The sequence below is a fragment of the Phaeovulum veldkampii DSM 11550 genome, assembly GCF_003034995.1.
Lineage (GTDB): Bacteria > Pseudomonadota > Alphaproteobacteria > Rhodobacterales > Rhodobacteraceae > Phaeovulum > Phaeovulum veldkampii.
Genome location: NZ_PZKF01000011.1, coordinates 1 through 26,952 on the forward strand (window position 1 = coordinate 1; position 26,952 = coordinate 26,952).

Consider the following 26,952-nt stretch of genomic DNA (forward strand, 5'->3'; position numbering starts at 1 on the left):
GCCGATTGTGCCCGCAAGAGCAAATGCAAGTCGGCGTGAATCGGCGCAATGACGCCAGTTTGAATTGCACCTGCGGCAAACCCGTCATAGACAGCACAAAAAGCCGGGCTGGATTCCGGAATAATTGGAGACATCGTGATGGCCAAAGCGCGTTCCGCAACCCTGAACCGCCGCAGTTTCATTGCCACAGCCGCCGCCCTTGGGGCTGCGGGGCTGGCGGTTCCGGCATTGGGGCAGACCGCGCTTGATGCTGGCACGGTTCAGGAAGAAACTGCCAACACCAACATGCGGCGCAACATTTCCAGCTTTCGTGCGCTGGACTGGCAGCCCTATTTCGACAATCTGCGAAATGGCGCCATTCTGGTCGATATCACCTCGCGCGCGCTGCATTTCTGGTCGGAAGATCAGACGGTCTACAAGCTTTATCCCACCTCGATCCCGGTGTCGGAGGATCTTACCCGCCGCGGCCGGACCGAAGTGATCCGCAAGGTCGAAGGCCCTACCTGGTCGCCCACCCCGGCGATGAAGCAGCGCAACCCCGAATGGCCCGATTTCGTGCCCGCCGGGCCCGACAACCCGCTGGGCACCCATGCCCTGTATCTGAGCTGGCAGTATTACCGCATTCACGGCACGCACGACACGCGCAAGATCGGCCGCAAATCGTCCAACGGCTGCGTCGGGCTGTATAACGAACATATTCAGGAGTTGTTTGCACTGGCCAAGGTTGGCACGCAGGTGCTGCTGATCTGACCCGCGCTAACGACCGGATGCGAGACGGGCGGTGGCTACTCCACCGCCCGTTTTCATTTGACCCAGCCCATCAGATTTTCACCGATCACCTCGATCAGCGCGGCGATATGGGCGTCATCATCATTCAGGCAGGGGATGTAGGTAAAACTCTCGCCCCCTGCCTCCTCAAACGCCTCGCGGATTTCGCCGTTGATCTCTTCCAATGTCTCGATGCAATCGGCAGAGAAGGCAGGAGAGATCACAGCGATGTTCTTTTTGCCCGCCTTTGCCAGTTCGGCCACATGTTCCACCGTATAGGGCTTCAGCCAGACCTCGGTGCCGAACACCGACTGGAAGGTGGTGTCAATCGCACCCGGCGCCCAGCCCAGCCGTTCGCGCAACAGCCGCGAGGTTTTCGCGCATTGGCAATGGTAGGGATCGCCCTCCAGCAGATAGCGCTGCGGCATACCGTGATAGCTGGCCACCAGCACGTCGGGCCGCGTCTCCAACCCGGAATAGACGCGTTCGACCGATTGCGCCAAGGCCTCGATATAGCTGGGACGGTCGAAATATTCGGGCACCACGCGCACGGCGGGCTGACGCTTGATCTCTGTCATTACGCGAAAGAACTGGTCGTTCGCCGTGGCCGAGGTGGCGCCCGCATATTGCGGGTAAAGCGGAAAGAACAGGATCTTTTCGCAGCCCTGATCAACCATCCGGTTGACCACGTCGCGGGTCGAGGGGTTGCCATAGCGCATGCAGAATTCGACCACGACATTATCGCCCCACAGCGCCTGCGCCTTAGCCCTGATCTTGGCTGTCTGCTGGCGCGTGATCGTCATCAACGGGCTTTCGCCCAGATCGTGGTTCCAGATTTCCTTGTAATTCGCCCCCGAGGTGAAGGGCCGCTTGGACAGGATGATCAGTTGCAGCAGCGGCTGCCATTTCCATGCCGGATAGTCGATCACCCGCTGATCCGACAGAAACTCGTTCAGATAGCGGCGCATCGACCAGTAGTCATAATTATCCGGCGTGCCGAGATTGGCCAGCAGGATACCGATCTTTGCCCGCGCGACCGGAGGATGGTCGGCCGGCGCATGGGCGAGGCGGCCAGCACCGGGCTGGATCATGTCCTTGGTCATCGGATGTCTCTTGTTTGTTTCAGAACTGACATAAGCAGAATTATTCCAAGGTCAATTGTCAGAGCCCGGCATTGGTGCCGGCGTCAGTGTAGCGCCCGAAAGGGCATCGGCCAGCCGGTAGCGGGCCGTTCCGGGGCGCAGGGGCTGCTGTTGGCTGTCGTGCGGGGCCCAGCCGGTCAGATAGATCAACTCGAAACTGGCCAGAACCCTGTCCCCTGCCTCAGAAAATGCCGCAGCATAGCGCCGGGCGGCGTCAACAAACACCCCGCGACGGGCAGGGGTGCGGCGACGTGCCGCAAGCGCATTGGCTTCGCCCATCGCCCGCAGATCGGCCATCAGGTGAAAGGCGTTGCGATAGCTGACCTTGCGCAGGCTGGCATCGGCCACCGGCAGCGCCAGTCCAGCGCGCTGCAACAGCCCGCCCCAGTCGCGGATTTCACCCATCGGCAGGATGCGTGGCGACAGCCCCCCGGTCAGCGCAGCCTCGGCTTCGGCCAGCGTGGCGCGCAGTTCGGCCAGCGTCTGACCACCGAACAGCACCGCGATGAACAGCCCGTCGGGGCGCAGCGCCCGGCGACATTGCACGATCTGCCCGACCGGGTCATTGGCCCAATGCAACGCCATCGCATGGATCACCAGATCATGCGCCCCCTCGGCCAGATCAAGCGTCTCATCATCGGCCACAACCCTGGCCTCGGGGAAGGATGCCGCCCACAGATCGGGAAAACCCGTCACCACGGCAGGCGCCGTAAACCTTCTGTTAACCTCGATCAGCCTTTCCTTGATCTCGGCCGCGGCCTCGTCATGGAAAAACAGCGCCGGGGCGCCGCGCAGGGCACGGGCGCGGGCGCGGGTCAGGGCCTTGCGGTCGGTCAGAAGGGGGGCTTTGGTCATGGGTGCAGACTTTAGAGCCGTTCGAAACGGGATGCTAGCCGCGTTGCACCTGATATTTCCACCGCGCTGCATCGGCTGCGGCGGCGCTGTCACTGACGATTTCGGGCTGTGCGCGGCTTGCTGGCGCGAGACCGACTTCATTTCCGGGCTGGTCTGCGACAAATGCGGGGTGCCGCTGCCGGGGAAAAACGAGGGCCGGGCCGAACTGTGCGACGAATGCCTGACCATCGCCCGCCCCTGGGACCGGGGCCGGGCGGCAATCCTTTATCGCGATACGGGGCGGCGGCTGGTGCTGGCGCTGAAACATGGCGACCGGCTGGATCTGGTGCCGCCGCTGGGCGCCTGGCTGGCCCGCGCAGCGGAGCCGATCCTGTTGCCTGACATGCTGGTGGCGCCAGTGCCGCTGCACCGATGGCGGCTGTTGAAGCGGCGCTACAATCAGGCTGCGCTTTTGTCGGGCGCGTTGGCGCGGGCGGCTGGGCTTGACCATTGCCCCGACCTGCTGGCGCGCCCCCGCCCCACCCCCAGCCAGGAAGGCCGCGGGCGCGAGGCGCGCTTTGCCAATATGGCCGATGCAATCCAGGTGGCGCGACGGCGGCAGGGGCAGATCATGGGCCGGCCGGTGCTGATCGTCGATGACGTGATGACCTCGGGCGCAACGCTGGCGGCGGCGGCGGACGCCTGCCTTGCTGCGGGCGCGGCCTCGGTTTCGGTCGCCGTGCTGGCGCGCGTTGCGAAGGAGGGCTGAATCCGTATATTGGGCCGATGCGGAAGGGCCCATCATGCAGCACGTTGAAATCTATACTACCCGAACCTGCCCCTATTGCATAGCTGCCAAGCGGCTGCTGGATGCCAAGGGCGTTGCCTATGACGAAACCGATGTGGGCGCCGACCCGCGCCTGCGTGCGGCGATGACCGCGCGGGCGGGCGGGCGCTATACCGTGCCGCAGATTTTCATCGGCGGGCAGCATGTAGGCGGCTGCGATGACATCCACCTGCTGGACCATCAGGGCAGGCTTGACATCCTGCTGGCAGGTTAAGCGATGCGCGCAGGGCTGGTGCAGCTTTCGGTGACCGACGATCCGGCGGCGAACCTGCCGGTGACGCTGGGCCTGGTCCGTCAGGCGGCCAGCGCCGGGGCAGGTTTTGTGCTGACGCCCGAATGCACCAATCTGCTGTCGTCCGATCGCGCCTGGCAGGCCGAGGCGCTGCGGCATGAGGCCGAGGACGAGACCCTAGCCGCCCTGCGGGCCGAGGCCGACCGGCTGGGCATCTGGCTGCTGATCGGGTCGCTGGGGTTGAAGACGGATGACCCCGACGGCCGCTTTGCCAACCGCAGTTTCCTGATCGCGCCCGATGGGGCGATTGCGGCGCGCTATGACAAGATCCACATGTTCGATGTGGATGTGTCGGCAACCGAACGCTACCGCGAATCAGAGGGGTATCGCCCCGGCACCCGTGCGGTGATGGCCGATGCGGGCTTTGCCCGGCTGGGGATGGCGGTCTGCTATGACCTGCGCTTTGCCTATCTGTTCCGGGCGCTGGCCAAGGCCGGTGCCGAGGTGCTGACGGTTCCAGCCGCCTTCAACGATACCACCGGCGCCGCGCATTGGGAGCCGCTCTTGCGCGCCCGTGCAATTGAAACCGGCTGCTATGTTCTGGCCCCCGCGCAATGCGGCGAACATGCCGCCCATGGCGGCAAGCCGCGCCGCACCCATGGCCACAGCCTGGCCGTAGGGCCCTGGGGCGAGGTGCTGGCCGATGGCGGCGCCGAGCCGGGCATCAGCCTTGTCGATCTGCACCTGCCTGAGGTTGCCCGCGCCCGTGCCCGCGTGCCCGCGCTGCACCACGACCGCGCCTTTGAGGGGCCGTAGCCGATGGCAGACCTAACCGACACGCTGGCCGCGGCGCTGTTTTCCGAGGTGTTCATGGCCGATCAACTGGCGCGCAACCTGATTTCGCGCGCGCTGCCCAAGGGCATGGAGATTTCGCATTTTTCGGTGCTGAACCATCTCGCCCATGCGAATGAGGAACGCACCCCCGCGCAGCTTGCCGCCACCTTTCACGTTACCCGCGGCGCGATGACCAACACGCTCTCAAGGCTGGAATGGGCCGGGCATGTGCACATTCGCCCCGATTGGGACGATGCGCGGCGCAAGTTCGTTTCCATCAGCCCGGCGGGCCGGGCCGCGCGCGATGCCGCGCTGGCGGCCTTCATGCCGGTGATTGCCGATGTGGTGCGCGGCATCGGCCCCGACAAGGTTCGCGCCGCCCTGCCGGTGCTGCGCGAATTGCGCGCACGGCTGGGCGACGAGATCTGACCCCGACTGCGGGAGCCTCCGGCGGGGATATTTGGGCCAAGATGAAGGGGTCAGCGTTTTACGCTGGCGGTGACGTAGTTGACCGACAGGTCGCGGTCCGACAGGCTCCAGCTCCAGCTGACGGGGTTGAAGACCATGCCCTTGCGGTCCACCGGATCAAGGCCGGCAGTTCGGATCAGACCATAAAGCTCATCGGGGGTGATGAACTTTTGCCATTCATGCGTGCCCTTGGGCAGCCAGCGCATGACATATTCGGCGCCCACGATCGCCATCATGAAGCTTTTGGGGTTGCGGTTCAGCGTCGAGCAGATCATCAGCCCACCCGGCTTCAGCAACCGGCGGCAGGTGGTGATGAATCCCTGCGGGTCAGCGACATGCTCCACCACCTCCATGTTCAGCACCACGTCGAATTCCTCGCCCGCCTCTGCCAGCGCCTCGGCGGTGGTATGACGGTAGTCGATCGCAAGCCCCTGCTGTTCGGCGTGGATCTGCGCCACGGGAATGTTGCGGCCCGCCGCATCGGCGCCGACCACGGTGGCCCCTAGCCGTGCCATCGGCTCTGACAGCAGCCCGCCGCCGCAGCCGATATCCAGCAGCCGCAGCCCCGCGAACGGCTGCGGCTGGGTCAGGTCGCGGCCAAACTCGGCGGCGATCTGACCGGTGATATAGTCAAGCCGACAAGGGTTGAGCATGTGTAGCGGCTTGAACTTGCCGTTGGGGTTCCACCATTCGGCCGCCATCGCCTCGAATTTCGCCACTTCGGCGGGATCGACGGTGTTCATCGGTTGATCGCCCGGCATAGTGCCCCCTTTGCTGCAAATCCTGGCCCGACACGGTGGCGGGCACTCTGTTTTGGGGTATATAGTGCGATCATGGACAGAACCGCAGGCCAAAAGCGCGCAGCACACGCCTTTCTGTATCCGCCGCTCGAACCCTTCGATCAGCGGATGCTGGAGGTTGGTCAGGGCCATCGGCTGTATGTGGAGCAAAGCGGTCATCCGCAGGGCGCGCCGGTCGTGGTGCTGCATGGCGGGCCGGGGGGCGGGTCGAACCCGGCGATGCGGCGCTATTTCGACCCGGCGCATTACCGCATCATCCTGTTTGACCAGCGCGGTTGCGGCCGGTCGCGCCCGCATGCCAGCGTGGAGGCGAACACAACCCCGCATCTGATCGCCGATATCGAGGCGATCCGCGAAACGCTGGGGGTCCGCAACTGGTTCGTGTTTGGCGGCAGTTGGGGGGCGACGCTGGCGCTGCTGTATGCGCAGGCCCATCCGGGCCGGGTGCGGCACCTGATTCTGCGCGGCGTCTTTCTGGCCATGCGCGAGGAGTTGAAGTGGTTTTACGGCGGCGGGGCGGGGCTGTTCTTTCCCGACCTCTGGGCCGATTTCTGCCGCCCGATCCCCGAGGCCGAGCGGGGCGACCTGATCGGCGCCTATCACCGCCGCCTGTTTTCCGGCGACTGGGCAACCGAGGCGCGCCATGGCCGGATCTGGGCGCAGTGGGAAAACGCGCTGGCCAGCGTGGACCATGATGGCCCGCTGGGTGAGGCACCGCCTGATTACGCGCGCGCCTTTGCCCGGCTGGAGAACCACTATTTCAAGCACGACTCGTTTCTGGACTGCGACGGTCAGATCTTGCGCGACCGGCACCGGATCGAGGATATCCCTGCCAGTATCGTGCAGGGCCGGATGGACATGATCTGCCCGCCGATCTCGGCATGGCGGCTGGCCGATGGCTGGACCATGGCCGACCTGCGGATGGTGCCTGCGGCGGGCCACGCCCTGTCGGAACCCGGCATCACCGCCGAACTGGTGCGGGTGATGAACCGGCTGCGCGAGTAACACGCCAGGCCTGGCCCACGCGGCGCTTGCATGATTGCGGCGGTTCGCCTATAGAGCGGTCAACAGCGGCGCTCCGGGGTCCAAACCCGCAGCCCACCGGGAGAGATCGACGGGCCGCTTGCGCCCGTTTTTTGTTTTTGAGGCATCACCAGATGACCGACCTGATCGCAAAGACCGCCATCGACCGGCGCCTGGCCGACATCGTGACCCCCGCGATCGAGGGGCTGGGGTATGAGCTGATCCGCCTGCGCCTGATGGGCGGGCTGACCAAGACGTTGCAGATCATGGCTGACCGCCCTGAAGGCGGGATCAACGTGGAAGACTGCGCGAAAATCTCGACCGCGATTTCCGCCGCGCTTGACGTGGAAGACCCGCTGGAAGATGCCTACAACCTTGAGGTGTCCAGCCCCGGCATCGACCGGCCGCTGACCCGGCTGAAGGATTTCGACCTGTGGGAGGGCTATGAGGCCCGGCTTGAGACGACCGAGACGATCGACGGGCGCCGCCGCTTCAAGGGGATGCTGGCCGGCACCGAGGGCGACGAGGTGCTGATCAACATCGAGGAAGGCACCGTCGGGCTGAAGTTCGACTGGCTTTCGGATGCGAAGCTGATCCTGACCGAAGATTTGATCGCCGAGATGTTGCGGCAGAAAAAGGCCGCCGGCATCGTTGACGAAGACATGTTCGACGAGATCGAAACCGATACTGATACTGACCCGTCCGAGGAGGCGTGAGACATGGCAATCACCTCTGCCAACCAGCTTGAACTGCTGCAGACGGCCGAAGCCGTTGCCCGCGAGAAGATGATCGATCCCGACCTGGTGATTCAGGCGATGGAAGACAGCCTCGCCCGCGCCGCCAAATCGCGTTACGGCGCCGAGATGGACATTCGCGTTGCGATCGACCGCAAGACGGGCCGGGCCAGATTTACCCGTGTGCGCACCGTGGTCGAGGATGACGGCGTCGAAAATTATCAGGCGCAGGTGACCGTGGCCCAGGCCAAGCCCTATCTGGCCGACCCCAAGGTGGGCGATGAGATCATCGACGAGGTGCCCCCGGTCGATCTGGGCCGGATCGCCGCGCAAAGCGCCAAGCAGGTGATCCTGCAAAAGGTGCGCGAGGCCGAGCGTGACCGTCAGTATGAAGAATTCAAGGACCGCAAGGGCAGCATCATCAACGGTGTGGTCAAGCGAGAGGAATACGGCAACATCATCGTCGATATCGGCCGGGGCGAGGCGATCCTGCGCCGCAACGAAAAGATCGGCCGCGAAAGCTATCGTCCGAACGACCGTATCCGCGCCTATATCAAGGATGTGCGCCGCGAGGCCCGTGGCCCGCAGGTATTCCTGAGCCGGACCGACCCGCAATTCATGGCGGAACTGTTCAAGATGGAAGTGCCCGAGATCTACGACGGCATCATCGAGATCAAGGCCGTCGCCCGCGACCCTGGCTCGCGCGCCAAGATCGCGGTCATCAGCTATGACAATTCGATCGACCCGGTCGGCGCCTGCGTGGGTATGCGCGGCAGTCGTGTGCAGGCCGTGGTGGGCGAATTGCAGGGCGAAAAGATCGACATCATCCCGTGGAACGAGGATCAGGCGACCTTCCTTGTGAACGCGCTGCAACCGGCCGAAGTGTCGAAGGTGGTGATCGACGAGGAAGCCAACCGCATCGAGGTTGTGGTTCCCGACGAGCAACTGTCGCTGGCCATCGGTCGGCGCGGGCAGAACGTGCGTCTGGCCAGTCAGTTGACCGGCCTGGACATCGACATTCTGACCGAGGCCGAGGAATCGAGCCGCCGTCAGGCTGAATTCGCCGAGCGCACCAAGCTGTTCGTCGATGCGCTGGATCTGGACGAATTCTTTGCCCAGCTTCTGGTGGCCGAAGGCTTTACCAGTCTTGAAGAGGTGGCCTACGTCGATCTGGACGAGCTGCTGTCGATCGAGGGCGTGGACGAGGGCACCGCATCCGAGCTTCAGGCCCGTGCCCGCGACCAGATCGAGGAACAGAACCGCAAGGCGCTGGAGGCTGCCAAGGCCCTGGGCGTCGAGGACAGCCTGTTTGCCTTTGAGGGGCTGACCCCGCAGATGATCGAGGCGCTGGCGAATGACGGTGTCAAGACGCTGGAAGACTTCGCCACCTGCGCCGACTGGGAACTGGCCGGCGGCTGGACCACGGTCAACGGCCAGCGCGTAAAGGACGAAGGCATCCTTGAGAAATTCGACATGAGCCTTGAAGAAGCGCAGCAACTGGTGATGACCGCGCGGATTCAACTGGGTTGGGTCGATCCGTCGGAACTGCCCGGCGCCGTGGTCGAGGACGAAGACGACACAGACGAGGAGGCCGAGGGCTAAGCCCCGGAGCGCGACACTATGACCCGAGGGGGCCGCGACAAGGACCGAGAAGACCCGGAACGCCGCTGCATCGTCACCGGCGATGTCCGGCCGAAGGCCGGGCTTATCCGCTTTGTCGTCGGCCCCGAAGGGCAGATCGTGCCCGATCTGGCCGAAAAGCTGCCCGGTCGGGGCATCTGGGTGACGGCTGATCGCAGTGTGCTGGCACAGGCCGTCAAAAAAAACGCCTTTTCCCGCGCGGCACGCCAGCCCGTGATCCTGCCCGAAGGGCTGGTCGCGATGGTCGAGGCGGCGATGGCGCAGCGGGTTGTTGACCTGGTGTCGCTGGCGCGCAAATCGGGCCGGGCGGTCTGTGGCTTTGAAAAGGTCAAGGGCTGGCTGGCCGAGGGCCGCGCCAAGGTTCTGCTGCAAGCCTCCGACGGGTCGGAACGCGGCAAGGGCAAGCTGTGGACGCCCGAAGGCGGGCGCTGGTTCGGCTGCCTGACGGCCTCGGAATTGGGTTTGGCATTCGGCCGCGATCATGCCATACACGGCGCGCTTGCGGCTGGCGGACTCAGCATACGTGTTATAGAGGATGCGGCGAAGCTCACGGGCTTGCGCAAGCAGGACGGCGGCGGGACCGCCGAGAAGGATACGAAGACGGCATGAGCGATACAGACGGCAAAAAACCCCTTGGTCTTGGTGGCGGGCGCCCCGGTCAGGTGAAGCAGAGCTTCAGCCACGGCCGCACCAAAAGCGTCGTTGTCGAGACCAAGCGCAAGCGCGTCGTGGTGCCCAAGCCTGGCACCGCCTCGACGACGGGCGCCGGTGCAGGCAGCCCGAACCTTGGCGATCCGTCCAAACGCCCCGCAGGCATCTCCGACGCCGAGATGGAGCGCCGCCTGAGCGCGCTGCGCGCTGCCAAGGCGCGCGAGGTCGAAGAGGCCGCGCAACGCCTGCTGGACGAGAAGGCCCGCGAGGAAGAGCGCGCCCTGCGCCGCGCCGAGATCGAGGCGAAAGAACGCGAAGAGCGTGAGCGCGAAGAGGCCGCCCGGCTGAAAGCCGAGGAGGAGGCCCGCAAAGCCCGTGAGGCCGAGTTGCGCGCACAGAAGAAAGAAGACGTGCGCAAGCCCGTCACGACCAAGCCCGCGGTGCCCGCAGACCCGGCTGCGGCCGAGGCGGTCGCTTCGCGCGCCGCGACCAAGGGCGTGGCCACCGTCGGCCCGCGCAAGACCGACCGCGACCGCGCCGATGCCGACCGCGGCGATGCCCGCGGCAAAGCCAAGACCGATGACGCGCGCCGCACCGGCAAGCTGAGCCTGTCAGATGCGCTGGATGGCGAGGGCGGGCGGCAGCGTAGCCTGGCCGCGATGAAGCGTAAGCAGGAAAAAGCTCGCCAGAAGGCGATGGGCATGGGCCACCGCGCCGAAAAGATGGTGCGCGACGTTCAACTGCCCGAAACGATCGTGGTGCAGGAACTGGCCAACCGGATGGCAGAGCGCGCGGCCGACGTGATCAAGTCGCTGATGAAAATGGGCATGATGGTCTCGATCAACCAGACGATCGACGCCGACACCGCCGAACTTGTGATCGAGGAATTTGGCCACCGGGCCGTGCGCGTGTCGGATGCCGATGTGGAACAGGTCATCGACACGGTTCAGGACCGCGACGAAGACCAGATGCCGCGCCCGCCGATCATCACAATCATGGGCCACGTTGACCACGGCAAGACCTCGCTTCTGGACGCGATCCGCAAGACCAACGTGGTGTCGGGCGAAGCCGGCGGGATCACCCAGCACATCGGCGCCTATCAGGTGAAAACCGAATCGGGCGCGCTGCTGACCTTCCTTGATACGCCGGGCCATGCCGCCTTTACCTCGATGCGCGCCCGCGGTGCGCATGTGACCGATATCGTCGTTCTGGTGGTGGCGGCCGATGACGCCGTGATGCCGCAGACGATCGAGGCGATCAACCACGCCAAGGCCGCCAAGGTGCCGATGATCGTGGCGATCAACAAATGCGACAAATACGAGGCGAACCCGCAAAAGGTGCGCACCGATCTGTTGCAGCACGAGGTTGTCGTCGAGGCGATGTCGGGCGATGTGCAGGATGTAGAAGTGTCCGCAAAAACCGGCATGGGCCTTGATACCCTGCTGGAGGCGATCGCGCTGCAATCCGAGATCCTGGAGCTGAAGGCCAACCCGCAGCGCGCCGCCATGGGCGCTGTGATCGAAGCCAAGCTGGACGTGGGCCGCGGCCCGGTCGCAACGGTTCTGGTGCAGAACGGCACGCTGAAACAGGGCGACATCTTTGTGGTTGGCGAAAAATGGGGCAAGGTCCGCGCGCTGATCAACGACAAGGGCGAGCGCGTGGACAGCGCCGGCCCCTCGGTTCCGGTCGAGGTTCTGGGCCTGAACGGCACGCCCGAAGCGGGCGACGTGCTGAACGTGGTCGAAACCGAAGCGCAGGCGCGCGAGATCGCCGATTACCGGATCAAGGCCGCAAAAGACAAGCGCGCCGCCGCCGGTGCCGCGACCACGCTGGAACAGCTTATGGCCAAGGCCAAGGCAGATGAAAGCGTGTCGGAACTGCCGATTCTGGTGAAAGCCGACGTGCAGGGTTCGGCCGAGGCGATCGTGCAGGCGATGGAAAAGATCGGCAACGACGAAGTGCGCGTGCGCGTGCTGCACTCGGGCGTCGGCGCCATCACCGAAAGCGATATCGGGCTGGCCGAGGCTTCGGGCGCGCCGGTGATCGGTTTCAACGTGCGAGCCAATGCGCCGGCACGGGCCGCCGCGAACCAGAAGGGCGTGGAGATCCGCTACTACTCGATCATCTACGATCTGGTCGATGACATCAAAGCCGCCGCCTCGGGCCTGCTGAAGGCCGAAGTGCGCGAAAACTTCATCGGCTACGCGCAGATCAAAGAGGTTTTCAAGGTCTCGGGTATCGGCAAGGTGGCGGGCTGTCTGGTCACCGAAGGTGTGGCGCGCCGGTCTGCGGGTGTGCGTCTGCTGCGCGACAACGTGGTGATCCACGAGGGGACGCTGAAGACGCTCAAGCGGTTCAAGGACGAGGTCAAAGAGGTTCAGTCGGGTCAGGAATGCGGGATGGCGTTCGAGAATTACGACGATATCCGCCCGAACGACGTGATCGAAATCTTTGAGCGCGAAGAGGTCGAGCGTAAGCTGAGCTAAAAAGACGGGGGGCGCATTGCCCCCCTGATACTGCGCTGGAAACCGCCTGATCTCAGGCGGTTTTTTGCATTACGGGCTTGCCCTGATACAGGCTGTTGCCAACCCGCACGACAATGCGGCCATCGTCGAGTTGGCCTTCAAAGCTGCCCTGCACCGAGACGCAACTGCCCACTGTTATCGTTCTCAACATGTCCTTCCCTCCCAAGAAAGCCGCGCTGCGCAACATTGTTGCGAATTCTGGCTTTGCGCAACAGTTTTTTAACAACTGTTGCCTACGGCACTACAGCCAATCGCGCAGGATCGGGATCAGAGGTTCGTCGGCGGGCGGCATCGGATAGCCGCGCAGATCGGCCGGGCGCACCCAGGCAAGGCTCTGGCCCTCCCGCGGGGTGACAATGCCCTTCCACTTGCGGCAGGCATAGAGCGGCATCAGCAGGTGGAAATCGGCGTAGCTGTGGCTGGCAAAGGTCAGCGGTGCCAGGCAACTGGCAAATGTGTCGATACCCAGTTCTTCCTGCAATTCGCGGATCAGCGCAGCTTCGGGCGTCTCTCCCGGCTCCACCTTGCCGCCCGGAAACTCCCACAACCCCGCCATCGACTTGCCCGCGGGGCGCTGCGCCAAAAGCACCCGGCCGTCGGCATCAATCAGCGCGACGGCCGAGACCAGGACAACCTTCACGAGCGGTAATCCGCGTTGATGTCGATGTAGCGATGGGTCAGATCGCAGGTCCAGACCGATTTGGCGGCCTTGCCCAGCCCCAGATCGACACCGATCACCAGCTCAGGCTGCTTCATATAGGCGCTGGCAGCGGCCTCGTCATAGTCGGGCACGCGCCAGCCGTTTTCGGCCAAAACCATATCGCCAAAGGCGATTTTCAGCCGGTCGCGGTCGGCCTTGGCGCCCGATTTGCCCACTGCAGCCACGACGCGGCCCCAGTTGGCATCCTCGCCCGCGATCGCGGTTTTCACCAGCGGCGAATTGGCCACCGCCATCGCCACCTTGTGCGCGTCGGCGGCATCCGCCGCGCCAGTCACGCGGATTTCGACAAATTTCGTGGCACCCTCGCCATCACGCACCACCTGATGCGCAAGGTCCATCATCACCCCGCGCAGACCCGCCTCGAACGCTTTGGCCACCTTGCCGCGCAGATCCCTGATCTCGGCCGCCGGGCCCTGGCCGGTAGCGGCCACGATCAGCGCATCCGAGGTCGAGGTGTCGCTGTCCACTGTGATTGCGTTGAACGTGTCATCGACCTGACGCGAGACGATCTTTTGCAGGTTCGCCGCCGAGATTTTGGCATCGGTAAAGATGTAGACCAGCATCGTCGCCATATCGGGCGCGATCATCCCCGAGCCTTTGGCGATACCGGCAATACGGATCGGCCCGCCCTCGCCCGCGATCTCGGCCATGGCGCCTTTCGCGAAGGTGTCGGTCGTCATGATCGCGCGCGCCGCCGCCTCGATCCCCGCCGGGTCAAGGCCCGCGACCAGCGCCGGAACCGCGGCGGTGATCCGGTCATGCGGCAAAGGCTCGCCAATGACCCCGGTCGAAGAGGAAAACACCCGCTGCGCCGGAACCCCCAGCGCCTGCGCCACCGCGCCGGTGACGGCATCGACCGAGGCCTGACCGCCCGCGCCGGTGAAGGCATTGGCATTGCCCGAGTTCACGATGATCGCGGCGCCGCCCTCGGCGTTTGCCGTCAGCTTGGCCTGACAATCCAGCACACAGGCTGCGCGGGTCGAAGACCGGGTAAAGGCCCCGGCAATCGCCGTGCCGGGCGCAAGGCGCACCAGCATCACATCGGTGCGGCCCGCGTAGCGCACGCCTGCGGCGGCAGCGGCAAATTCGACCCCTGCAATCACTGGCAGCGCGGGAAAGGCTGCAGGCGCGAGCGGCGAAACCGGGTTGGCCGCCTTGGCCTTGGGTGCGGGCGAAGCGGGGGCCAAGGCGGCCTCCAGCCGGGCTTTCAGCACCTCGACCTTGGCTTTCAGCTTGACCGCCTTCGCCTTCAGTTCCTTCTTGTCCTTCGACATTGCAGACCCCCCTCAATTGTCCAGCAGTGCGGCGTTTTTCAGCACTGCCGGGTCTATCCCCTCGGCCCTGCGTTCAACCTTGGCGGCCTGCACAACCTCATCAAGGCGGGCCTCCACGGCCTTGGCGCGCAGATCGCCCTCCAACTCGGCACGAACATCGTCGAGCTTGGGCGCCTCGGCCAACCGGGTGTCGTTCAGGCGGATGATGTGCCAGCCAAACTCGCTTTGCACCGGCACCGAGATTTCGGCGGGTTTCAGCGCCGCCACCGCATCGCCAAAGGGCTTGACCATCGCCTCCAGCGGGAACCAGCCCAATTCGCCGTCGTTCGGCCCCGACGGGCCGGTCGATTTAGTCCGCGCGATTTCGGCAAAATCAGCCCCGCCGTCGAGTTCGGCCTTGATCGCCTTGGCCTCTTCCTCGGTCTCCACAAGGATATGGGAGGCGTTGTATTCGCGCGTGGGTTCGGCCTTGGCAAAACGGGCGTCATAGGCGGCCCGCACACCTTCTTCGGTGACGGCGGTGTCGGCGGTCTGATCCAGCACCGCGCTGGCCAGATAGGCGCGGCGGTCCACCTCCAGCATCGCCTCATCCCGACGGGTCATTTTTTCGGCGCCAATCTGGGCCAGTGCGGTCTGCTGAATCAACTGATCCAGAATCCCGTTGAACAACACGTCATCGGGCAGCGCCTGATAATCGGCGGGCAGGCTGTCGCGCAGCGCAATCATGTGCGCCAGCGTGATTGACTGACCGTTCACATTGGCCACCACCGTATCGGCGGTTAGGTCAGCCGCGCGCACCGGGGCCGAAAGCGCCAGAGCCAGCGCAGAGGCCGCCAGAAATTTCACACCGATCGACATCAAAGCCACTCCTGCAAGGGCCGCGACCTGCCGCGGCGTTGACACTCTGACGGTAGACCCTTACATCGCCAAGGGACTTGTGAAGGCTAATCCGCCCTTTGTTAGCAGCCGTTCTAGGCAAGCCCGAAGGTGCGGGCAAGGCCACGTTTCACACGATGGCGCAATCGAACCCGCGGAGAACACATGCTGGGCTTTGGGACACTCGCGAAAAAGGTTTTTGGCACGCCCAACGACCGCATGGTGAAATCGGCCCGTCCGCTGGTTGAAAAGATCAACGCGCTGGAGCCGGAGTTCCAGAAACTGACCGAGGCGGGCATCAAGGCCAAGACCGCCCAATTGCAGCAACGCGCGCAAGGCGGCGAAAGCCTGGATGACCTGCTGCCCGAAGCATTCGCCAACTGCCGCGAGGCCGCGCGCCGCGCGCTGGGCTTGCGCGCCTTTGATGTGCAGTTGATGGGCGGCATCTTTCTGCACCAAGGCAACATCGCCGAGATGAAGACCGGCGAAGGCAAGACGCTGGTCGCCACCTTCCCCGCCTACCTGAACGCGCTGGCGGGCAAGGGCGTGCATATCGTGACCGTCAACGACTATCTGGCGCGCCGCGATGCCGAGTGGATGGGCAAGGTTCATGCGGCGCTGGGGCTGACCACGGGCGTTGTGGTGCCCTATCAGCCCGACGCCGAAAAACGCGCCGCCTACAAGGCCGACATCACCTATGCCACCAACAACGAGTTGGGCTTTGACTATCTGCGCGACAACATGCGCAGTTCGATCCCCGAAATGTCGCAGCGCGGCCATTTCTTTGCGATCGTGGACGAAGTTGACAGCATCCTGATTGACGAGGCGCGCACCCCGCTGATCATTTCCGGCCCCTCGCAGGACCGGTCCGAACTTTACAAGACGCTGGACCGCTTCATCCCCGAAATCCGGGCCGAGCATTTCAGCCTCGATGAAAAGACCCGCAACGCCACCTATACCGAGGACGGCAACGAATTCATCGAGCAGCGCCTGCGCGAAGAGGGCATCCTGCCGGAGGGCCAGTCGCTCTATGACCCCGAAAGCACGACCATCGTGCACCATGTCACGCAGGCATTGCGCGCGCACAAGCTGTTCCACAAAGACCAAAACTACATCGTGCGCGGCGACGAAATCGTGCTGATCGACGAATTTACCGGCCGGATGATGCAGGGCCGCCGCCTGTCGGACGGTCTGCATCAGGCGATCGAGGCCAAGGAAGGCGTCACCATTCAGCCCGAAAACGTAACGCTCGCCTCGGTAACGTTCCAGAACTACTTCCGGCTCTACGACAAGCTGGCGGGCATGACCGGCACCGCGGTGACCGAAGCCGAGGAATTCGCCGAGATTTACGGCCTTGGCGTGGTCGAAGTGCCCACCAACCGGCCGGTGCAGCGGATCGACGAACACGACCGCGTCTATCGCACCGCGCGCGAAAAATATATGGCCGTGGTGGGCGCCATCCACGAGGCCAATGCCAAGGGCCAGCCGATTCTGGTGGGCACCACCTCGATCGAAAAGTCGGAAATGCTGTCCGAGATGCTGAAGAAAGAGGGCATTGCGCATAACGTGCTGAACGCCCGCCAGCATGAACAGGAAGCCTATATCGTGGCCGAGGCCGGCAAGCCCGGTGCCGTCACCATCGCCACCAACATGGCCGGTCGCGGCACCGACATCCAGTTGGGCGGCAACGTGGAATTGAAGGTGCTGGAGGCGCTGGCCAAAGACCCCGGCGCCCACCCCGACGAATTGCGCGCCCGGATCGAGGCCGAACACGCCGACGAAAAGGCCAAGGTGCTGGAGGCCGGGGGGCTGTTCGTTCTGGCCACCGAACGGCACGAAAGCCGCCGGATCGACAACCAGTTGCGAGGCCGCTCCGGTCGTCAGGGCGACCCTGGCCGCTCGCTGTTCTTCCTGTCGCTGGAAGATGACCTGATGCGCATCTTCGGCTCGGACAAGCTCGATGCGGTGCTGTCGCGGCTGGGCATGAAAGAGGGCGAGGCGATCATTCACCCCTGGGTGAACAAATCGCTCGAACGCGCGCAGGCCAAGGTCGAAGGGCGCAACTTTGACATCCGCAAGCAATTGCTGAAATTCGACGACGTGATGAACGACCAGCGCAAGGCGATCTTCAGCCAGCGTCTGGATATCATGCGCGCCGAGTCGGTGGACGAGATCACCCGCGACATGCGCCATCAGGTGATCGATGACATGGTCGGGGAATTCACGCCTGCCAAGACCTATGCCGACCAGTGGAACAGCAAGGGCCTGCAAGCCGCCGTGCTTGATCGGCTGAACATGGACCTGCCGATCACCGCCTGGGCCGCCGAGGAAGGCGTGGATCAGGACGAAATCCGCACCCGTCTGGAAAAGATTTCCGACGCCTATCTGCGCGACAAGGCCGACCGCTTTGGCACCGAAACGATGCGGGCGATCGAAAAGCAGATACTGCTGCAAACCATTGACGCCAAATGGCGCGAACATCTGGTGACGCTGGAACATCTGCGCTCGGTCGTGGGCTTCCGCGGCTATGCGCAGCGCGACCCGCTGTCTGAATACAAGACCGAGTCGTTCCAACTGTTCGAGACGTTGTTGAACAGCCTGCGCAGCGAAGTGACCGAGCGGCTGGCACAACTTCGGCCGATCACCGCCGAAGAGCAGACCATGCTGATGGCCCAGATGGCCCCGCAGCCGAAGCCGGCGGCCCCGGCCCCGGTCGCAAAGCAAACGCCGCAACCCGCGCCCGCCAAGGCCGCAGCGGTGGCCTTTGACGAAACTGACCCCTCGACCTGGGGCAACCCCTCGCGCAACGATCCCTGCCCCTGCGGGTCGGGGGAAAAGTTCAAGCACTGCCACGGCAGGCTGGCATAAGACGGGGCGGCTTTAGCCGCCCCTTCCGTTACAGATAGCCTGAGGCGCGAAAGCTGAGTTCGCGGCTTTTGCCAATGATCAGGTGGTCGTGCAGCACGATGCCCAGAACCTGGGCTGCATCCTGGACCTGGCCTGTCATGGCCATGTCGGCCTCGGACGGGGTCGGATCGCCCGAGGGGTGATTATGCACCAGAATCAGCGCGCTGGCGTTCAGTTCCAGCGCGCGTTTGACCACCTCGCGCGGATAGACCGGCACATGATCGACGGTGCCGCGGCCCTGTTCCTCGTCGGCGATCAGCACGTTCTTGCGATCCAGATACAGCACCCGGAACTGTTCGGTTTCCCGATGCGCCATGGTGGTGTGGCAATAATCCAGCAACGCATCCCACGAAGATAGCACCTGCCGGTTCAGCACCCGCGCCCGCGCCATCCGCTGCGCCGCCGCCTCGACGATCTTCAGTTCCTGCACCACGGCATCGCCCACCCCCTGCACCTCGGCCAGGCGGTGCGGCGGGGCCGACAGCACGCGGTTGAAATCGCCAAACACCTCCAGCAGGCGCCGCGCCAGGGGTTTCACATCCTGCCGCGGGATGGCCCGAAACAGCACAAGCTCCAGCAGTTCGTAATCGGGCATGGCCGCCGCGCCCCCCTCCATGAACCGGGTGCGCAGGCGTTTGCGGTGGTCCTGGATGTAGGAGGGCAACCGCCCGGTGGGTGCCATCGGCACCGCCGCAGCCTCGTCTGCATCGCAGGCGAAAAGCGGTAGCGGAGCTTCGGAAAAGGCACGGGGACAGGTCATGCCTTCAGCCTCGCGCAGCAACGTGAATAAATGGTTAACGGCGTCGCGGCGCCTGCGCGGCCAAGCCCCCCGCCGCAGCGGGGGGCTGCGGGTTCACCCCTTCATTCCATCCCAAAAGGTTTTGACCTTCTTGAAGAACGACGCAGTTTCCGGGTTGTTTTCGGCCTCGATCTTTTCGAATTCGCGCAGCAGTTCCTTTTGCCGCGTGGTCAGGTTGACCGGCGTTTCCACCGCCAGTTCAATCAGCATGTCACCCGCACCACCGCCACGCAGCGCCGGCATCCCCTTGCCGCGCAGCCGCATCTGGCGCCCCGACTGGCTGCCCGCCGGAATTTTTACACGGCTTCGGCCGCCGTCGATCGTAGGCACCTCGACCTCGCCGCCCAGCGCCGCCGAGGCCATGCTGACCGGCACGCGACAGAACAGCATCAGCCCGTCGCGCTGAAAGATCGCGTGCTCCTTCACCTCAATGAAGATGTAAAGATCGCCCGCAGGCCCGCCGCGCAGACCCGGTTCGCCCTCGCCTGCCAGCCGGATGCGGGTGCCGGTTTCCACCCCCGCCGGGATATTGACCGACAAGGTGCGCTCTTTCTCAACGCGGCCCGCACCGTGGCAGACACGGCAGGGGTTCTTGACGACCTGACCTGCGCCATTGCAGGTCGGGCAGGTCCGCTCCACGGTGAAAAAGCCGTTCTGCGCCCGCACCTTGCCCAGCCCCGAACAGGTCGGGCAGGAAACCGGCTCTGCGCCGCCCTCGGCGCCCGTGCCGTTGCAGGCCGTGCAGGCCACCGATCCGGGCACGGTGATGGTTTTCTGCACCCCCGCAAAGGCATCTTCCAGCGCGATACGCAGGTTGTAGCGCAGGTCCGACCCGCGGCTGGCACGGGATCGCCCGCCGCCAGCACGGCCGCCCACGAAATCGCCGAACAGATCCTCGAACACATCCGAGAAGGCCGACGCAAAATCGCCCTGCCCAGCATAGCCGCCACGCGGCCCGCCGCCCCCCATGCCACCCTCAAAGGCAGCGTGGCCATAGCGGTCATAGGCGGCCTTGCGGGTATCGTCCTTCAGCACATCATAGGCCTCGTTCACTTCCTTGAACTGGGCCTCGGCGTCGGGGTTGTCCTGATTGCGGTCGGGGTGAAGCTCTTTGGCCTTGGTCCGATAGGCCTTTTTGATCTCGTCGGCCGAAGCGCCACGCGCCACGCCCAGAACCTCGTAGAAATCACGCTTTGCCATGTTGCACCCCCTTGGCCCAACGCAAGGACCGGCCCGCAGCATTGCGCGGACCGGCCCCCGAGGTTGCTGCGCTTATTTGCGCTTGTTCTCGCCCAGATCTTCGAAATCGGCATCGACGATGTCATCGTCCACGCCGCGGGGCGCGTCATCCTCGGCGCCGCCAGACTGGGCCGCCTGCGCCTTGTAAATCGCCTCACCCAGCTTCATCGCCGCGTCAGTCAGGTTCTGGATACCACCCTTGATCTTGCCGGCATCGTCGGTTTTCAGCGCCTCTTCCAGCGCGTTCATCGCCAGTTCGATCACCTCGACCGTGGAACCATCCACCTTGTCGCCATGCTCTTCCAGCGATTTCCTGGTCGAGTGCAGCAGGCTTTCAGCCTGGTTGCGGGTTTCGACCAGATCCTTGCGCGCCTTGTCGGCTTCGGCATTCGCCTCGGCGTCCTTGACCATCTTTTCGATCTCGTCGTCGGTCAGCCCGCCCGAGGCCTGGATCGTGATGTTCTGGCTCTTGCCGGTACCCTTGTCCTTGGCCGAAACCGAGACGATGCCGTTCGCGTCGATGTCGAAGGTGACCTCGATCTGCGGCATCCCGCGCGGGGCGGGCGGGATGTCTTCAAGGTTGAACATGCCCAGCATCTTGTTATCGGCGGCCATCTCGCGCTCGCCCTGGAACACGCGGATCGTCACCGCGTTCTGGTTGTCTTCGGCGGTCGAGAAGATCTGGCTTTTCTTGGTCGGGATCGTGGTGTTGCGGTCGATCAGCCGGGTGAACACGCCGCCCAGCGTTTCGATACCAAGGCTCAGCGGCGTCACGTCGAGCAGGACCACATCCTTCACGTCGCCTTGCAGCACCCCCGCCTGAATGGCCGCGCCCAGCGCAACCACCTCGTCAGGGTTCACACCTTTGTGCGGTTCCTTGCCGAAGAAGTTGGTCACCTCTTCCACCACTTTCGGCATACGGGTCATGCCGCCGACCAGAACCACCTCGTCGATGTCGCCTTTCGACAGGCCCGCATCCTTCAGCGCCGCGGCGCAGGGCTTCAGGCTTGCCTTGATCAGGTCGGCGACAAGGCTTTCCAGCTTGGCGCGGGTCAGCTTCATCACCATGTGCAGCGGCGTGCCCGACTGCGCGTTCATGCTGATGAACGGCTGGTTGATTTCGGTCTGCTGGCTGGAGGACAGCTCGATCTTGGCCTTTTCTGCCGCCTCTTTCAGGCGCTGAAGCGCCATCTTGTCCTTGGTCAGGTCAACGCCATGCTCTTTCTTGAACTCGTCCGCCAGATAGTTGACGATCCGCATGTCAAAGTCTTCGCCACCCAGAAAGGTGTCGCCGTTCGTGGATTTCACCTCGAACAGACCGTCGTCGATCTCCAGAATGGTGATGTCAAAGGTGCCGCCGCCAAGGTCATAGACCGCGATGGTTTTCGATTCTTTCTTGTCCAGGCCATAGGCCAGCGCTGCCGCGGTGGGTTCGTTGATGATACGCAGAACCTCAAGGCCCGCGATCTTGCCCGCGTCCTTGGTCGCCTGACGCTGGGCGTCGTTGAAATAGGCCGGAACAGTGATGACAGCCTGCGTGACGGCCTCGCCCAGATAGCTTTCGGCGGTTTCCTTCATCTTTTGCAGGATCACGGCCGAAACCTGCGCGGGGCTGAATTTTTCGCCCCTCACCTCGACCCAGGCATCGCCGTTGCCGCCGTCGACGATCGAATAAGGCACCAGCTTGCGGTCTTTTTCCACCTCGGCATCTGTCACGCGACGACCGATCAGGCGTTTGACGGCGAAAATCGTATTGGTCGGGTTCGTCACCGCCTGCCGTTTGGCGGGCTGGCCGACGAGACGCTCGTTATCGGTGTAAGCAACGATCGAGGGCGTCGTGCGCGCCCCTTCGGAATTCTCGATCACCCGCGGCTGGGCCCCGTCCATGATGGCGACGCAGCTGTTCGTGGTCCCCAGGTCGATGCCGATGACTTTGGCCATGATATACCCTCTTCTTGGCGATATGGTGGACGACAGGCCCGAACACGGCCCCTGCCCTCCGATCCCAGGTTTTCAACTTCTCCCGGCGCGGGGGCCTGCCCCGTCCGGCTTCTGGGCGTATATAAGGAGGGGTCTTGCACCCTGCAAGCCGCGCAGGAAAACGAATGACAGAGGAAAAGATGGAATCTGCGTCAGGTCGCACAGATCGCCCGCCGCCGCGCGATATTCGGGGGTTTCGGCATTATCCGGGCTGGCTGACCGTCGACGAACAGCGCGCGCTGCTGACCGATCTGCGTGGCGTTGCCGCCGCGGCGCCCTTGTTTTCGCCCGTTACCCCCTCGGGTCGGGCGATGAGCGTCAAGATGACCTCGGCGGGCGATTTCGGCTGGGTGTCGGACCGACACGGCTATCGCTACGCCCCGCGCCATCCGGCAGGCGGCGCCTGGCCCCCGATCCCGCCGCAAGTTCTGGAAATCTGGCAGGCTGTGGCGGGGACGACGCGGGCACCGGAATGCTGCCTCGTGAACTATTACCCCGAGGGTGCGAGGATGGGCCTGCACCAGGACCGTGACGAGGCCGATTTCACCCTGCCGGTTGTGTCGATCTCGCTGGGCGATGACGCGCTGTTCCGGATCGGCAACCTGACCCGCGGCGGCGGCACGCAAAGCCTGTGGCTGCGGTCGGGCGATGTGCTGGTGATGGGCGGGGCCGCGCGGCTGCGGTTTCATGGCGTGGACCGGGTGGCTTTTGGCAGCTCGCACCTGCTGCCGCAGGGCGGGCGGCTTAGCCTGACGCTGCGAGTCGTGACCTGAGGTCGGTCAGCGCCGCGCGCCCCAACTGAGCGAGGCGTTGCGGCGGGTGTAGAATTCGCCCATCAGGCCCAGCATAAGGAAGGTAAGCCCGACATAGACCGGATAGGATATCGACGAAAAATGCGGGTTGTAGTTGATGAAGGTGAACCCGCGCGCCTGATCTATGGTGTGAAACAGCGGGTGCCAGTCGAACAGCGCCAGCATCTTGGCCCCCAGCGTATTGGCCAGAAACATCTTGCCCGAGGCAAACATGCTGGCCCGCCGATACAGCAGCGAGGCCAGGTTAACCACATCCGGTATCCACGGCTGCAAGGCCAGAAAGACCATGCCGATCGACACACCGGTAAACCACGACAACAACACCATGCCCACCGCCCCGGCCGGATTCTCGATCTCGATCGGGGTAAAGGCGGCGTGGTAGATATACAGCACCACCGCCATTGACAGGATCTGTTGATACAGCGCGGCGAATGCCGAAGATGCGACGGCAACCATGGTGTTCATCGGCGCGTGTTTCATCATCGCCGATGTCGGCCCTTCGGCCCCCATCACCGCGCTGACGGCCTTGACATGGGTCATGAACAGCAAGACGCCGCTCATGATATAGAGCAGGAAATCGCCGCGAATGGCGATCTGGCGCAGGCCGATCATGGTCATCATGAAATAGAACACCCCGACCATCACCAGGGTCTGGAGAATGTTCATCACAAGGCCGATCACCGCATTGCCATGGCCCTTGCGGACCGAGCGGACGGTGGAGTGAAAAAGCAGTTCCAGAAACTCGAACCCGAGGCTGATCGTGCCGGTGCTGCGATGCGGCTTGAACATGTTGCGCCCTGCGTGACCCCGCTGCCCGGTATCGGCAGGAAATCTTGCCGTTTCGTTGACGGCGCATCATAAGGGGGCGGGGCCTTCGGATCAATCCGGCAGCGCCCGCCACGAAAGGAGCCTGCACGATGGACCTTGACCGTCTTGTTGCCGTGATGCGCCGCCTTGCGCTAGAGGCGGGCGACCGGATCATGCAGATTTATGCCAGCCCCGATTTCGAGGTGCGCGCCAAATCCGATGCCAGCCCCGTCACCGCGGCTGACGAGGCCGCTGATGCGCTGATTTCGGCGGGTCTGCGCGCAGCCTTTCCCGATCTGGCGATGATCACCGAGGAACAGGCCGCCAGCCACGGGCAACAGGCGCAAACCTTTCTGATTGTCGATCCGCTGGACGGCACCAAGGAATTTGTGCAGCGCCGCGGCGATTTCACCGTCAACATTGCGTACGTCGAAAACGGCGTGCCGCTGCGCGGGGTGGTCTATGCGCCCGCCAAGGGGCGGCTCTTTTACACGCTTGGCGATGGTCGCGCGGTCGAGGAAACCGGTCCCTTCGACAAGGAAACCCCCGGCGATCAGCGGCCCATCACTGTATCGGTGCCAGACAACCGGGCGCTGATGGTCGTGGCTTCGAAATCGCACCGAGATCAGGCAACCGACGATTACATCGCCCGCTATGGCGTGCGCGACATGACCAGCGCGGGATCGTCGCTGAAATTCTGCCTTGTGGCGACGGGCGAGGCCGACCTTTACCCCCGGCTTGGCCGGACAATGGAATGGGATACTGCGGCGGGCGATGCCGTGCTGCGCGGCGCGGGCGGGCAGGTGGTGCGGCTTGATGACCACACCCCCCTGACCTATGGAAAACCGGGCTATGCAAACCCCTTCTTCATCGCCTACGCCCCCGGCGTTCTTCTGGTGAAATGATGTCGGTTCTGATCGTCATTCCGGCGCGCTATGCCTCCAGCCGCTATCCGGCCAAACCGCTGGTGGCGCTGCGCGGCGCGACCGGGCAGGCCAAGACCCTGATCCAGCGCAGTTGGGAGGCCGCGCTGGCCGTGCAGGGCGTGGCGCGCGTGGTGGTGGCCACCGATGACGACCGCATCCGCGACCATGCCCAGGGCTTTGGCGCCGAGGTGGTGATGACCGCCACCACCTGCCAGAACGGCACCGAACGCTGCGCCGAGGCGGTGGCACGACTGGGCGGCGGATTTGACATCGTGGTGAACCTGCAAGGCGACGCGCCGCTGACCCCGCCATGGTTCATCGAGGCGCTGGTGGCGGGTCTGCGCGCCGATCCGGGCGCCGAGATCGCCACCCCCGTGCTGCGCTGCGAGGGCGCGATGCTGGCGGCCCTGCTGGCCGACCGGCGCGCGGGCCGCGTGGGTGGCACCACCGCAGTCTTCGGGGCCAGGGGGCGTGGGCTGTATTTTTCGAAAGAGGTGATCCCCTTCACCGGCCAGACCTATGGCGCGACGGAACCGACGCCGGTGTTTCACCATGTCGGCGTCTATGCCTACCGCCCGGCGGCGCTGGCGGCCTATCCGGGCTGGCCGGTCGGGCCGCTGGAAACCCTTGAGGGGCTGGAACAACTGCGCTTTCTGGAGAATGGCCGCGCCGTCCTGTGTGTCGAGGTCGAGGCCCGCGGCCGCCAGTTCTGGGAACTGAACAACCCCGCCGATGTGCCGCGGATCGAGGCGATGATGGCCGAGATGGGCCTTGCATGACCACAGGGTCGGTGCCCCGCACCAGCCTGATCATCACCTCGCGCCACCGGCCTGACGCGCTTGCGCGGTGCTTGCTGGCGGTGGCACAACTCGATCACTCCGACTTTGAGCTGATCGTGGTCACAGACCCCGCGGGCTTGGCGCAGGCTCAGGGTCTGGCGGTCAAGCGTGTGGCCTTTGACGTCGCCAATATCTCGGCCGCGCGCAATGCCGGGCTGGCCGTGGCGGCGGGACAGGTGGTGGCGTTTCTGGATGACGATGCCGTGCCGGAACCAAGCTGGCTGTCGCATCTGACCCGCCCCTTTGCCGCACCCGAGGTGGCGGCGGCGGGCGGGGCCGTGCGCGGCCCCGACGGCATCGGTTATCAGTGGCGGGCCGGCCTGACCGATGCCTGGGCCGAAATCACACCGCTGCCCCTTGCGGGCCTTGCCCCCAGCCTGCCCACCGCCCCGCCCGGCAGGGCTGTGGCCACAATGGGCACCAACTGCGCCTTTCGCCGCGATCTGCTGGCAGGGCTGGGCGGGTTTGACCCGGCCTACCGGTATTTTCTGGATGAAACCGATGTGAACTGGCGGCTCGCGGCCGCGGGGCACACCACTGCAATCGTGCCGATGGCACAGGTTCACCACCGCCTTGCCGCCTCGGCGCTGCGGCGGGCGGACAGGGTGCCATGCAGCCTGCATGACATCGGCGCCTCGACCGCCGTGTTCTGGCGCCGCCATGCGGGCGGGCCGGCGGCCGCTGCGCTGGCACGGTTGCGCACGCGCGAACGGGCGCGGCTGGTGCGGCACATGCTGGCCGCCCGGCTGGAGCCGCGCGACGTGGCCCGCCTGATGCGCACACTGGAGGACGGGCTGGCCGAGGGGGCGCTGCGCCCCTTGGCCAAGCTGGCACCAATCGGCCCCCCGACGTTGCCGTTCCTGCGCTTTCCCGCCGGGCCGCGCCCCGGGCGGGTGCTGGCCGGGCGCCCGTGGCAGGCCCAGCGCCTGCGCGCCCGCGCAGCGGCAGCCCTGGCCGCGGGCGAGATCGTGACCCTGTTCCTGTTCAGCCCCGATGCCCGCCCGCATCAGATGTGCTTTACCGACGCGGGCATCTGGGAACAGACCGGCGGCCTGTGGGGTCGGGCCGGGCCGGGCGGCCCCCGGCTGCACCCCGGCAGCTTCGCCGCACGGCTGGCGCCGAAACGGAGCGGCTGGCCGGGCTGCGCCCCATGTAAGGGGCCACGGCCAGGCCCCGCGAAAATACAACCTTGAGTTGTCAAGGCAAACGATGTAGACATCGGCTGTGGCCGTGCCGTTTCAATCGCGCCGCGCCGGGCAGTCTTCGCGCAAGG

Annotated in this window: 26 protein-coding genes; 15 read left to right on the forward strand and 11 right to left on the reverse strand. The window is 64.6% G+C overall.

The window, feature by feature from the left end:
• Nucleotides 1-138: 138 nt before the first annotated feature.
• On the forward strand, nt 139-750 hold the full coding sequence (locus C5F46_RS06250; protein ID WP_107324507.1) for a L,D-transpeptidase: 612 nt from the start codon (nt 139-141) through the stop codon (nt 748-750).
• Nucleotides 751-803: 53 nt separating this feature from the next.
• Here C5F46_RS06250 and hemH read toward each other — a convergent pair whose 3' ends face one another.
• A complete protein-coding gene (gene hemH, locus C5F46_RS06255) occupies nt 804-1,871 on the reverse strand; it encodes a ferrochelatase (RefSeq protein ID WP_107324508.1) in 1,068 nt (355 codons plus the stop codon).
• A gap of 51 nt (nt 1,872-1,922) precedes the next feature.
• Nucleotides 1,923-2,765: a methyltransferase domain-containing protein gene (locus C5F46_RS06260; protein WP_107324509.1), complete on the reverse strand. Its 843-nt coding sequence runs from the start codon at nt 2,763-2,765 to the stop codon at nt 1,923-1,925.
• Here C5F46_RS06260 and C5F46_RS06265 point away from each other — a divergent pair.
• Genes C5F46_RS06265 through C5F46_RS06280 form a run of 4 tightly spaced genes read left to right on the forward strand, consistent with a single transcriptional unit; the run spans nt 2,764 to nt 5,086 of the window.
• A complete protein-coding gene (locus C5F46_RS06265) occupies nt 2,764-3,513 on the forward strand; it encodes a double zinc ribbon domain-containing protein (protein WP_407947334.1) in 750 nt (249 codons plus the stop codon). The genes C5F46_RS06260 and C5F46_RS06265 overlap by 2 nt on opposite strands.
• A gap of 34 nt (nt 3,514-3,547) precedes the next feature.
• Nucleotides 3,548-3,805 carry a glutaredoxin 3 gene (gene grxC / locus C5F46_RS06270; protein WP_107324511.1) on the forward strand — a complete coding sequence of 86 codons (258 nt, stop codon included), beginning with the start codon at nt 3,548-3,550 and terminating at the stop codon, nt 3,803-3,805.
• A 3-nt stretch (nt 3,806-3,808) separates the two neighbouring features.
• The gene (locus tag C5F46_RS06275; RefSeq protein WP_107324512.1) at nt 3,809-4,639 is read left to right on the forward strand and encodes a carbon-nitrogen hydrolase family protein; all 831 of its coding nucleotides are present in this window, start codon (nt 3,809-3,811) and stop codon (nt 4,637-4,639) included.
• A 3-nt stretch (nt 4,640-4,642) separates the two neighbouring features.
• Complete coding sequence (locus tag C5F46_RS06280; protein ID WP_107324513.1) at nt 4,643-5,086, forward strand: MarR family winged helix-turn-helix transcriptional regulator; 444 nt, start codon at nt 4,643-4,645, stop codon at nt 5,084-5,086.
• Between the two features lie 50 nt (nt 5,087-5,136).
• On the opposite strand, the gene ubiG is transcribed toward C5F46_RS06280, so the two are convergent.
• The gene (ubiG, locus tag C5F46_RS06285) at nt 5,137-5,886 is read right to left on the reverse strand and encodes a bifunctional 2-polyprenyl-6-hydroxyphenol methylase/3-demethylubiquinol 3-O-methyltransferase UbiG (RefSeq protein ID WP_235820101.1); all 750 of its coding nucleotides are present in this window, start codon (nt 5,884-5,886) and stop codon (nt 5,137-5,139) included.
• 72 nt (nt 5,887-5,958) lie between these two features.
• Here ubiG and pip point away from each other — a divergent pair, with 72 nt between their 5' ends.
• The 5 genes from pip to infB all read left to right on the forward strand — a co-directional run bounded on the left by pip (nt 5,959) and on the right by infB (nt 12,460).
• Nucleotides 5,959-6,930 carry a prolyl aminopeptidase gene (pip, locus tag C5F46_RS06290; RefSeq protein ID WP_107324514.1) on the forward strand — a complete coding sequence of 324 codons (972 nt, stop codon included), beginning with the start codon at nt 5,959-5,961 and terminating at the stop codon, nt 6,928-6,930.
• Nucleotides 6,931-7,082: 152 nt separating this feature from the next.
• Nucleotides 7,083-7,664 carry a ribosome maturation factor RimP gene (gene rimP / locus C5F46_RS06295; RefSeq protein WP_107324515.1) on the forward strand — a complete coding sequence of 194 codons (582 nt, stop codon included), beginning with the start codon at nt 7,083-7,085 and terminating at the stop codon, nt 7,662-7,664.
• 3 nt (nt 7,665-7,667) lie between these two features.
• A complete protein-coding gene (gene nusA, locus C5F46_RS06300) occupies nt 7,668-9,284 on the forward strand; it encodes a transcription termination factor NusA (protein WP_107324516.1) in 1,617 nt (538 codons plus the stop codon).
• An 18-nt stretch (nt 9,285-9,302) separates the two neighbouring features.
• A complete protein-coding gene (locus C5F46_RS06305; protein WP_107324517.1) occupies nt 9,303-9,932 on the forward strand; it encodes an RNA-binding protein in 630 nt (209 codons plus the stop codon).
• On the forward strand, nt 9,929-12,460 hold the full coding sequence (gene infB, locus C5F46_RS06310; protein WP_107324518.1) for a translation initiation factor IF-2: 2,532 nt from the start codon (nt 9,929-9,931) through the stop codon (nt 12,458-12,460). The genes C5F46_RS06305 and infB overlap by 4 nt, the downstream gene beginning before the upstream one ends.
• A gap of 52 nt (nt 12,461-12,512) precedes the next feature.
• Here the strand turns inward: infB and C5F46_RS16605 are convergent, their stop codons facing one another.
• The 4 genes from C5F46_RS16605 to C5F46_RS06325 form a co-directional block, all read right to left on the reverse strand.
• On the reverse strand, nt 12,513-12,650 hold the full coding sequence (locus tag C5F46_RS16605; protein WP_168796803.1) for a hypothetical protein: 138 nt from the start codon (nt 12,648-12,650) through the stop codon (nt 12,513-12,515).
• Nucleotides 12,651-12,740: 90 nt separating this feature from the next.
• Nucleotides 12,741-13,139, reverse strand: coding sequence for an 8-oxo-dGTP diphosphatase MutT (gene mutT, locus C5F46_RS06315; protein WP_107324519.1), 399 nt, complete (start codon nt 13,137-13,139; stop codon nt 12,741-12,743).
• On the reverse strand, nt 13,136-14,494 hold the full coding sequence (gene argJ, locus C5F46_RS06320) for a bifunctional glutamate N-acetyltransferase/amino-acid acetyltransferase ArgJ (RefSeq protein WP_107324520.1): 1,359 nt from the start codon (nt 14,492-14,494) through the stop codon (nt 13,136-13,138). Before argJ ends, mutT begins: the two co-directional genes overlap by 4 nt.
• Nucleotides 14,495-14,506: 12 nt before the next feature.
• Nucleotides 14,507-15,352: a peptidylprolyl isomerase gene (locus tag C5F46_RS06325; RefSeq protein WP_107324521.1), complete on the reverse strand. Its 846-nt coding sequence runs from the start codon at nt 15,350-15,352 to the stop codon at nt 14,507-14,509.
• Between the two features lie 183 nt (nt 15,353-15,535).
• Here C5F46_RS06325 and secA point away from each other — a divergent pair, with 183 nt between their 5' ends.
• A complete protein-coding gene (secA, locus tag C5F46_RS06330; RefSeq protein ID WP_107324522.1) occupies nt 15,536-18,238 on the forward strand; it encodes a preprotein translocase subunit SecA in 2,703 nt (900 codons plus the stop codon).
• 28 nt (nt 18,239-18,266) lie between these two features.
• Here secA and radC read toward each other — a convergent pair whose 3' ends face one another.
• The 3 genes from radC to dnaK form a co-directional block, all read right to left on the reverse strand.
• Nucleotides 18,267-19,037 carry a RadC family protein gene (radC, locus tag C5F46_RS06335; RefSeq protein WP_107324523.1) on the reverse strand — a complete coding sequence of 257 codons (771 nt, stop codon included), beginning with the start codon at nt 19,035-19,037 and terminating at the stop codon, nt 18,267-18,269.
• Nucleotides 19,038-19,130: 93 nt separating this feature from the next.
• The gene (gene dnaJ, locus C5F46_RS06340) at nt 19,131-20,276 is read right to left on the reverse strand and encodes a molecular chaperone DnaJ (protein WP_107324524.1); all 1,146 of its coding nucleotides are present in this window, start codon (nt 20,274-20,276) and stop codon (nt 19,131-19,133) included.
• A 72-nt stretch (nt 20,277-20,348) separates the two neighbouring features.
• A complete protein-coding gene (gene dnaK, locus C5F46_RS06345) occupies nt 20,349-22,256 on the reverse strand; it encodes a molecular chaperone DnaK (RefSeq protein ID WP_107324525.1) in 1,908 nt (635 codons plus the stop codon).
• A 179-nt stretch (nt 22,257-22,435) separates the two neighbouring features.
• Between dnaK and C5F46_RS06350 the strand changes: the two genes are divergently transcribed.
• On the forward strand, nt 22,436-23,068 hold the full coding sequence (locus C5F46_RS06350) for an alpha-ketoglutarate-dependent dioxygenase AlkB family protein (protein ID WP_107324582.1): 633 nt from the start codon (nt 22,436-22,438) through the stop codon (nt 23,066-23,068).
• Between the two features lie 6 nt (nt 23,069-23,074).
• On the opposite strand, the gene C5F46_RS06355 is transcribed toward C5F46_RS06350, so the two are convergent.
• Nucleotides 23,075-23,896, reverse strand: coding sequence for an ABC transporter permease (locus C5F46_RS06355; protein WP_107324526.1), 822 nt, complete (start codon nt 23,894-23,896; stop codon nt 23,075-23,077).
• Nucleotides 23,897-24,024: 128 nt separating this feature from the next.
• Between C5F46_RS06355 and cysQ the strand changes: the two genes are divergently transcribed.
• From cysQ to C5F46_RS06370, 3 genes are read left to right on the forward strand one after another with little or no spacing between them, the layout of a single operon-like run.
• Nucleotides 24,025-24,819, forward strand: coding sequence for a 3'(2'),5'-bisphosphate nucleotidase CysQ (gene cysQ, locus C5F46_RS06360; RefSeq protein ID WP_107324527.1), 795 nt, complete (start codon nt 24,025-24,027; stop codon nt 24,817-24,819).
• Nucleotides 24,819-25,619 carry a 3-deoxy-manno-octulosonate cytidylyltransferase gene (locus C5F46_RS06365; RefSeq protein ID WP_107324583.1) on the forward strand — a complete coding sequence of 267 codons (801 nt, stop codon included), beginning with the start codon at nt 24,819-24,821 and terminating at the stop codon, nt 25,617-25,619. Before cysQ ends, C5F46_RS06365 begins: the two co-directional genes overlap by 1 nt.
• On the forward strand, nt 25,616-26,872 hold the full coding sequence (locus C5F46_RS06370) for a glycosyltransferase family 2 protein (protein ID WP_107324528.1): 1,257 nt from the start codon (nt 25,616-25,618) through the stop codon (nt 26,870-26,872). The genes C5F46_RS06365 and C5F46_RS06370 overlap by 4 nt, the downstream gene beginning before the upstream one ends.
• Nucleotides 26,873-26,952: the final 80 nt, after the last annotated feature.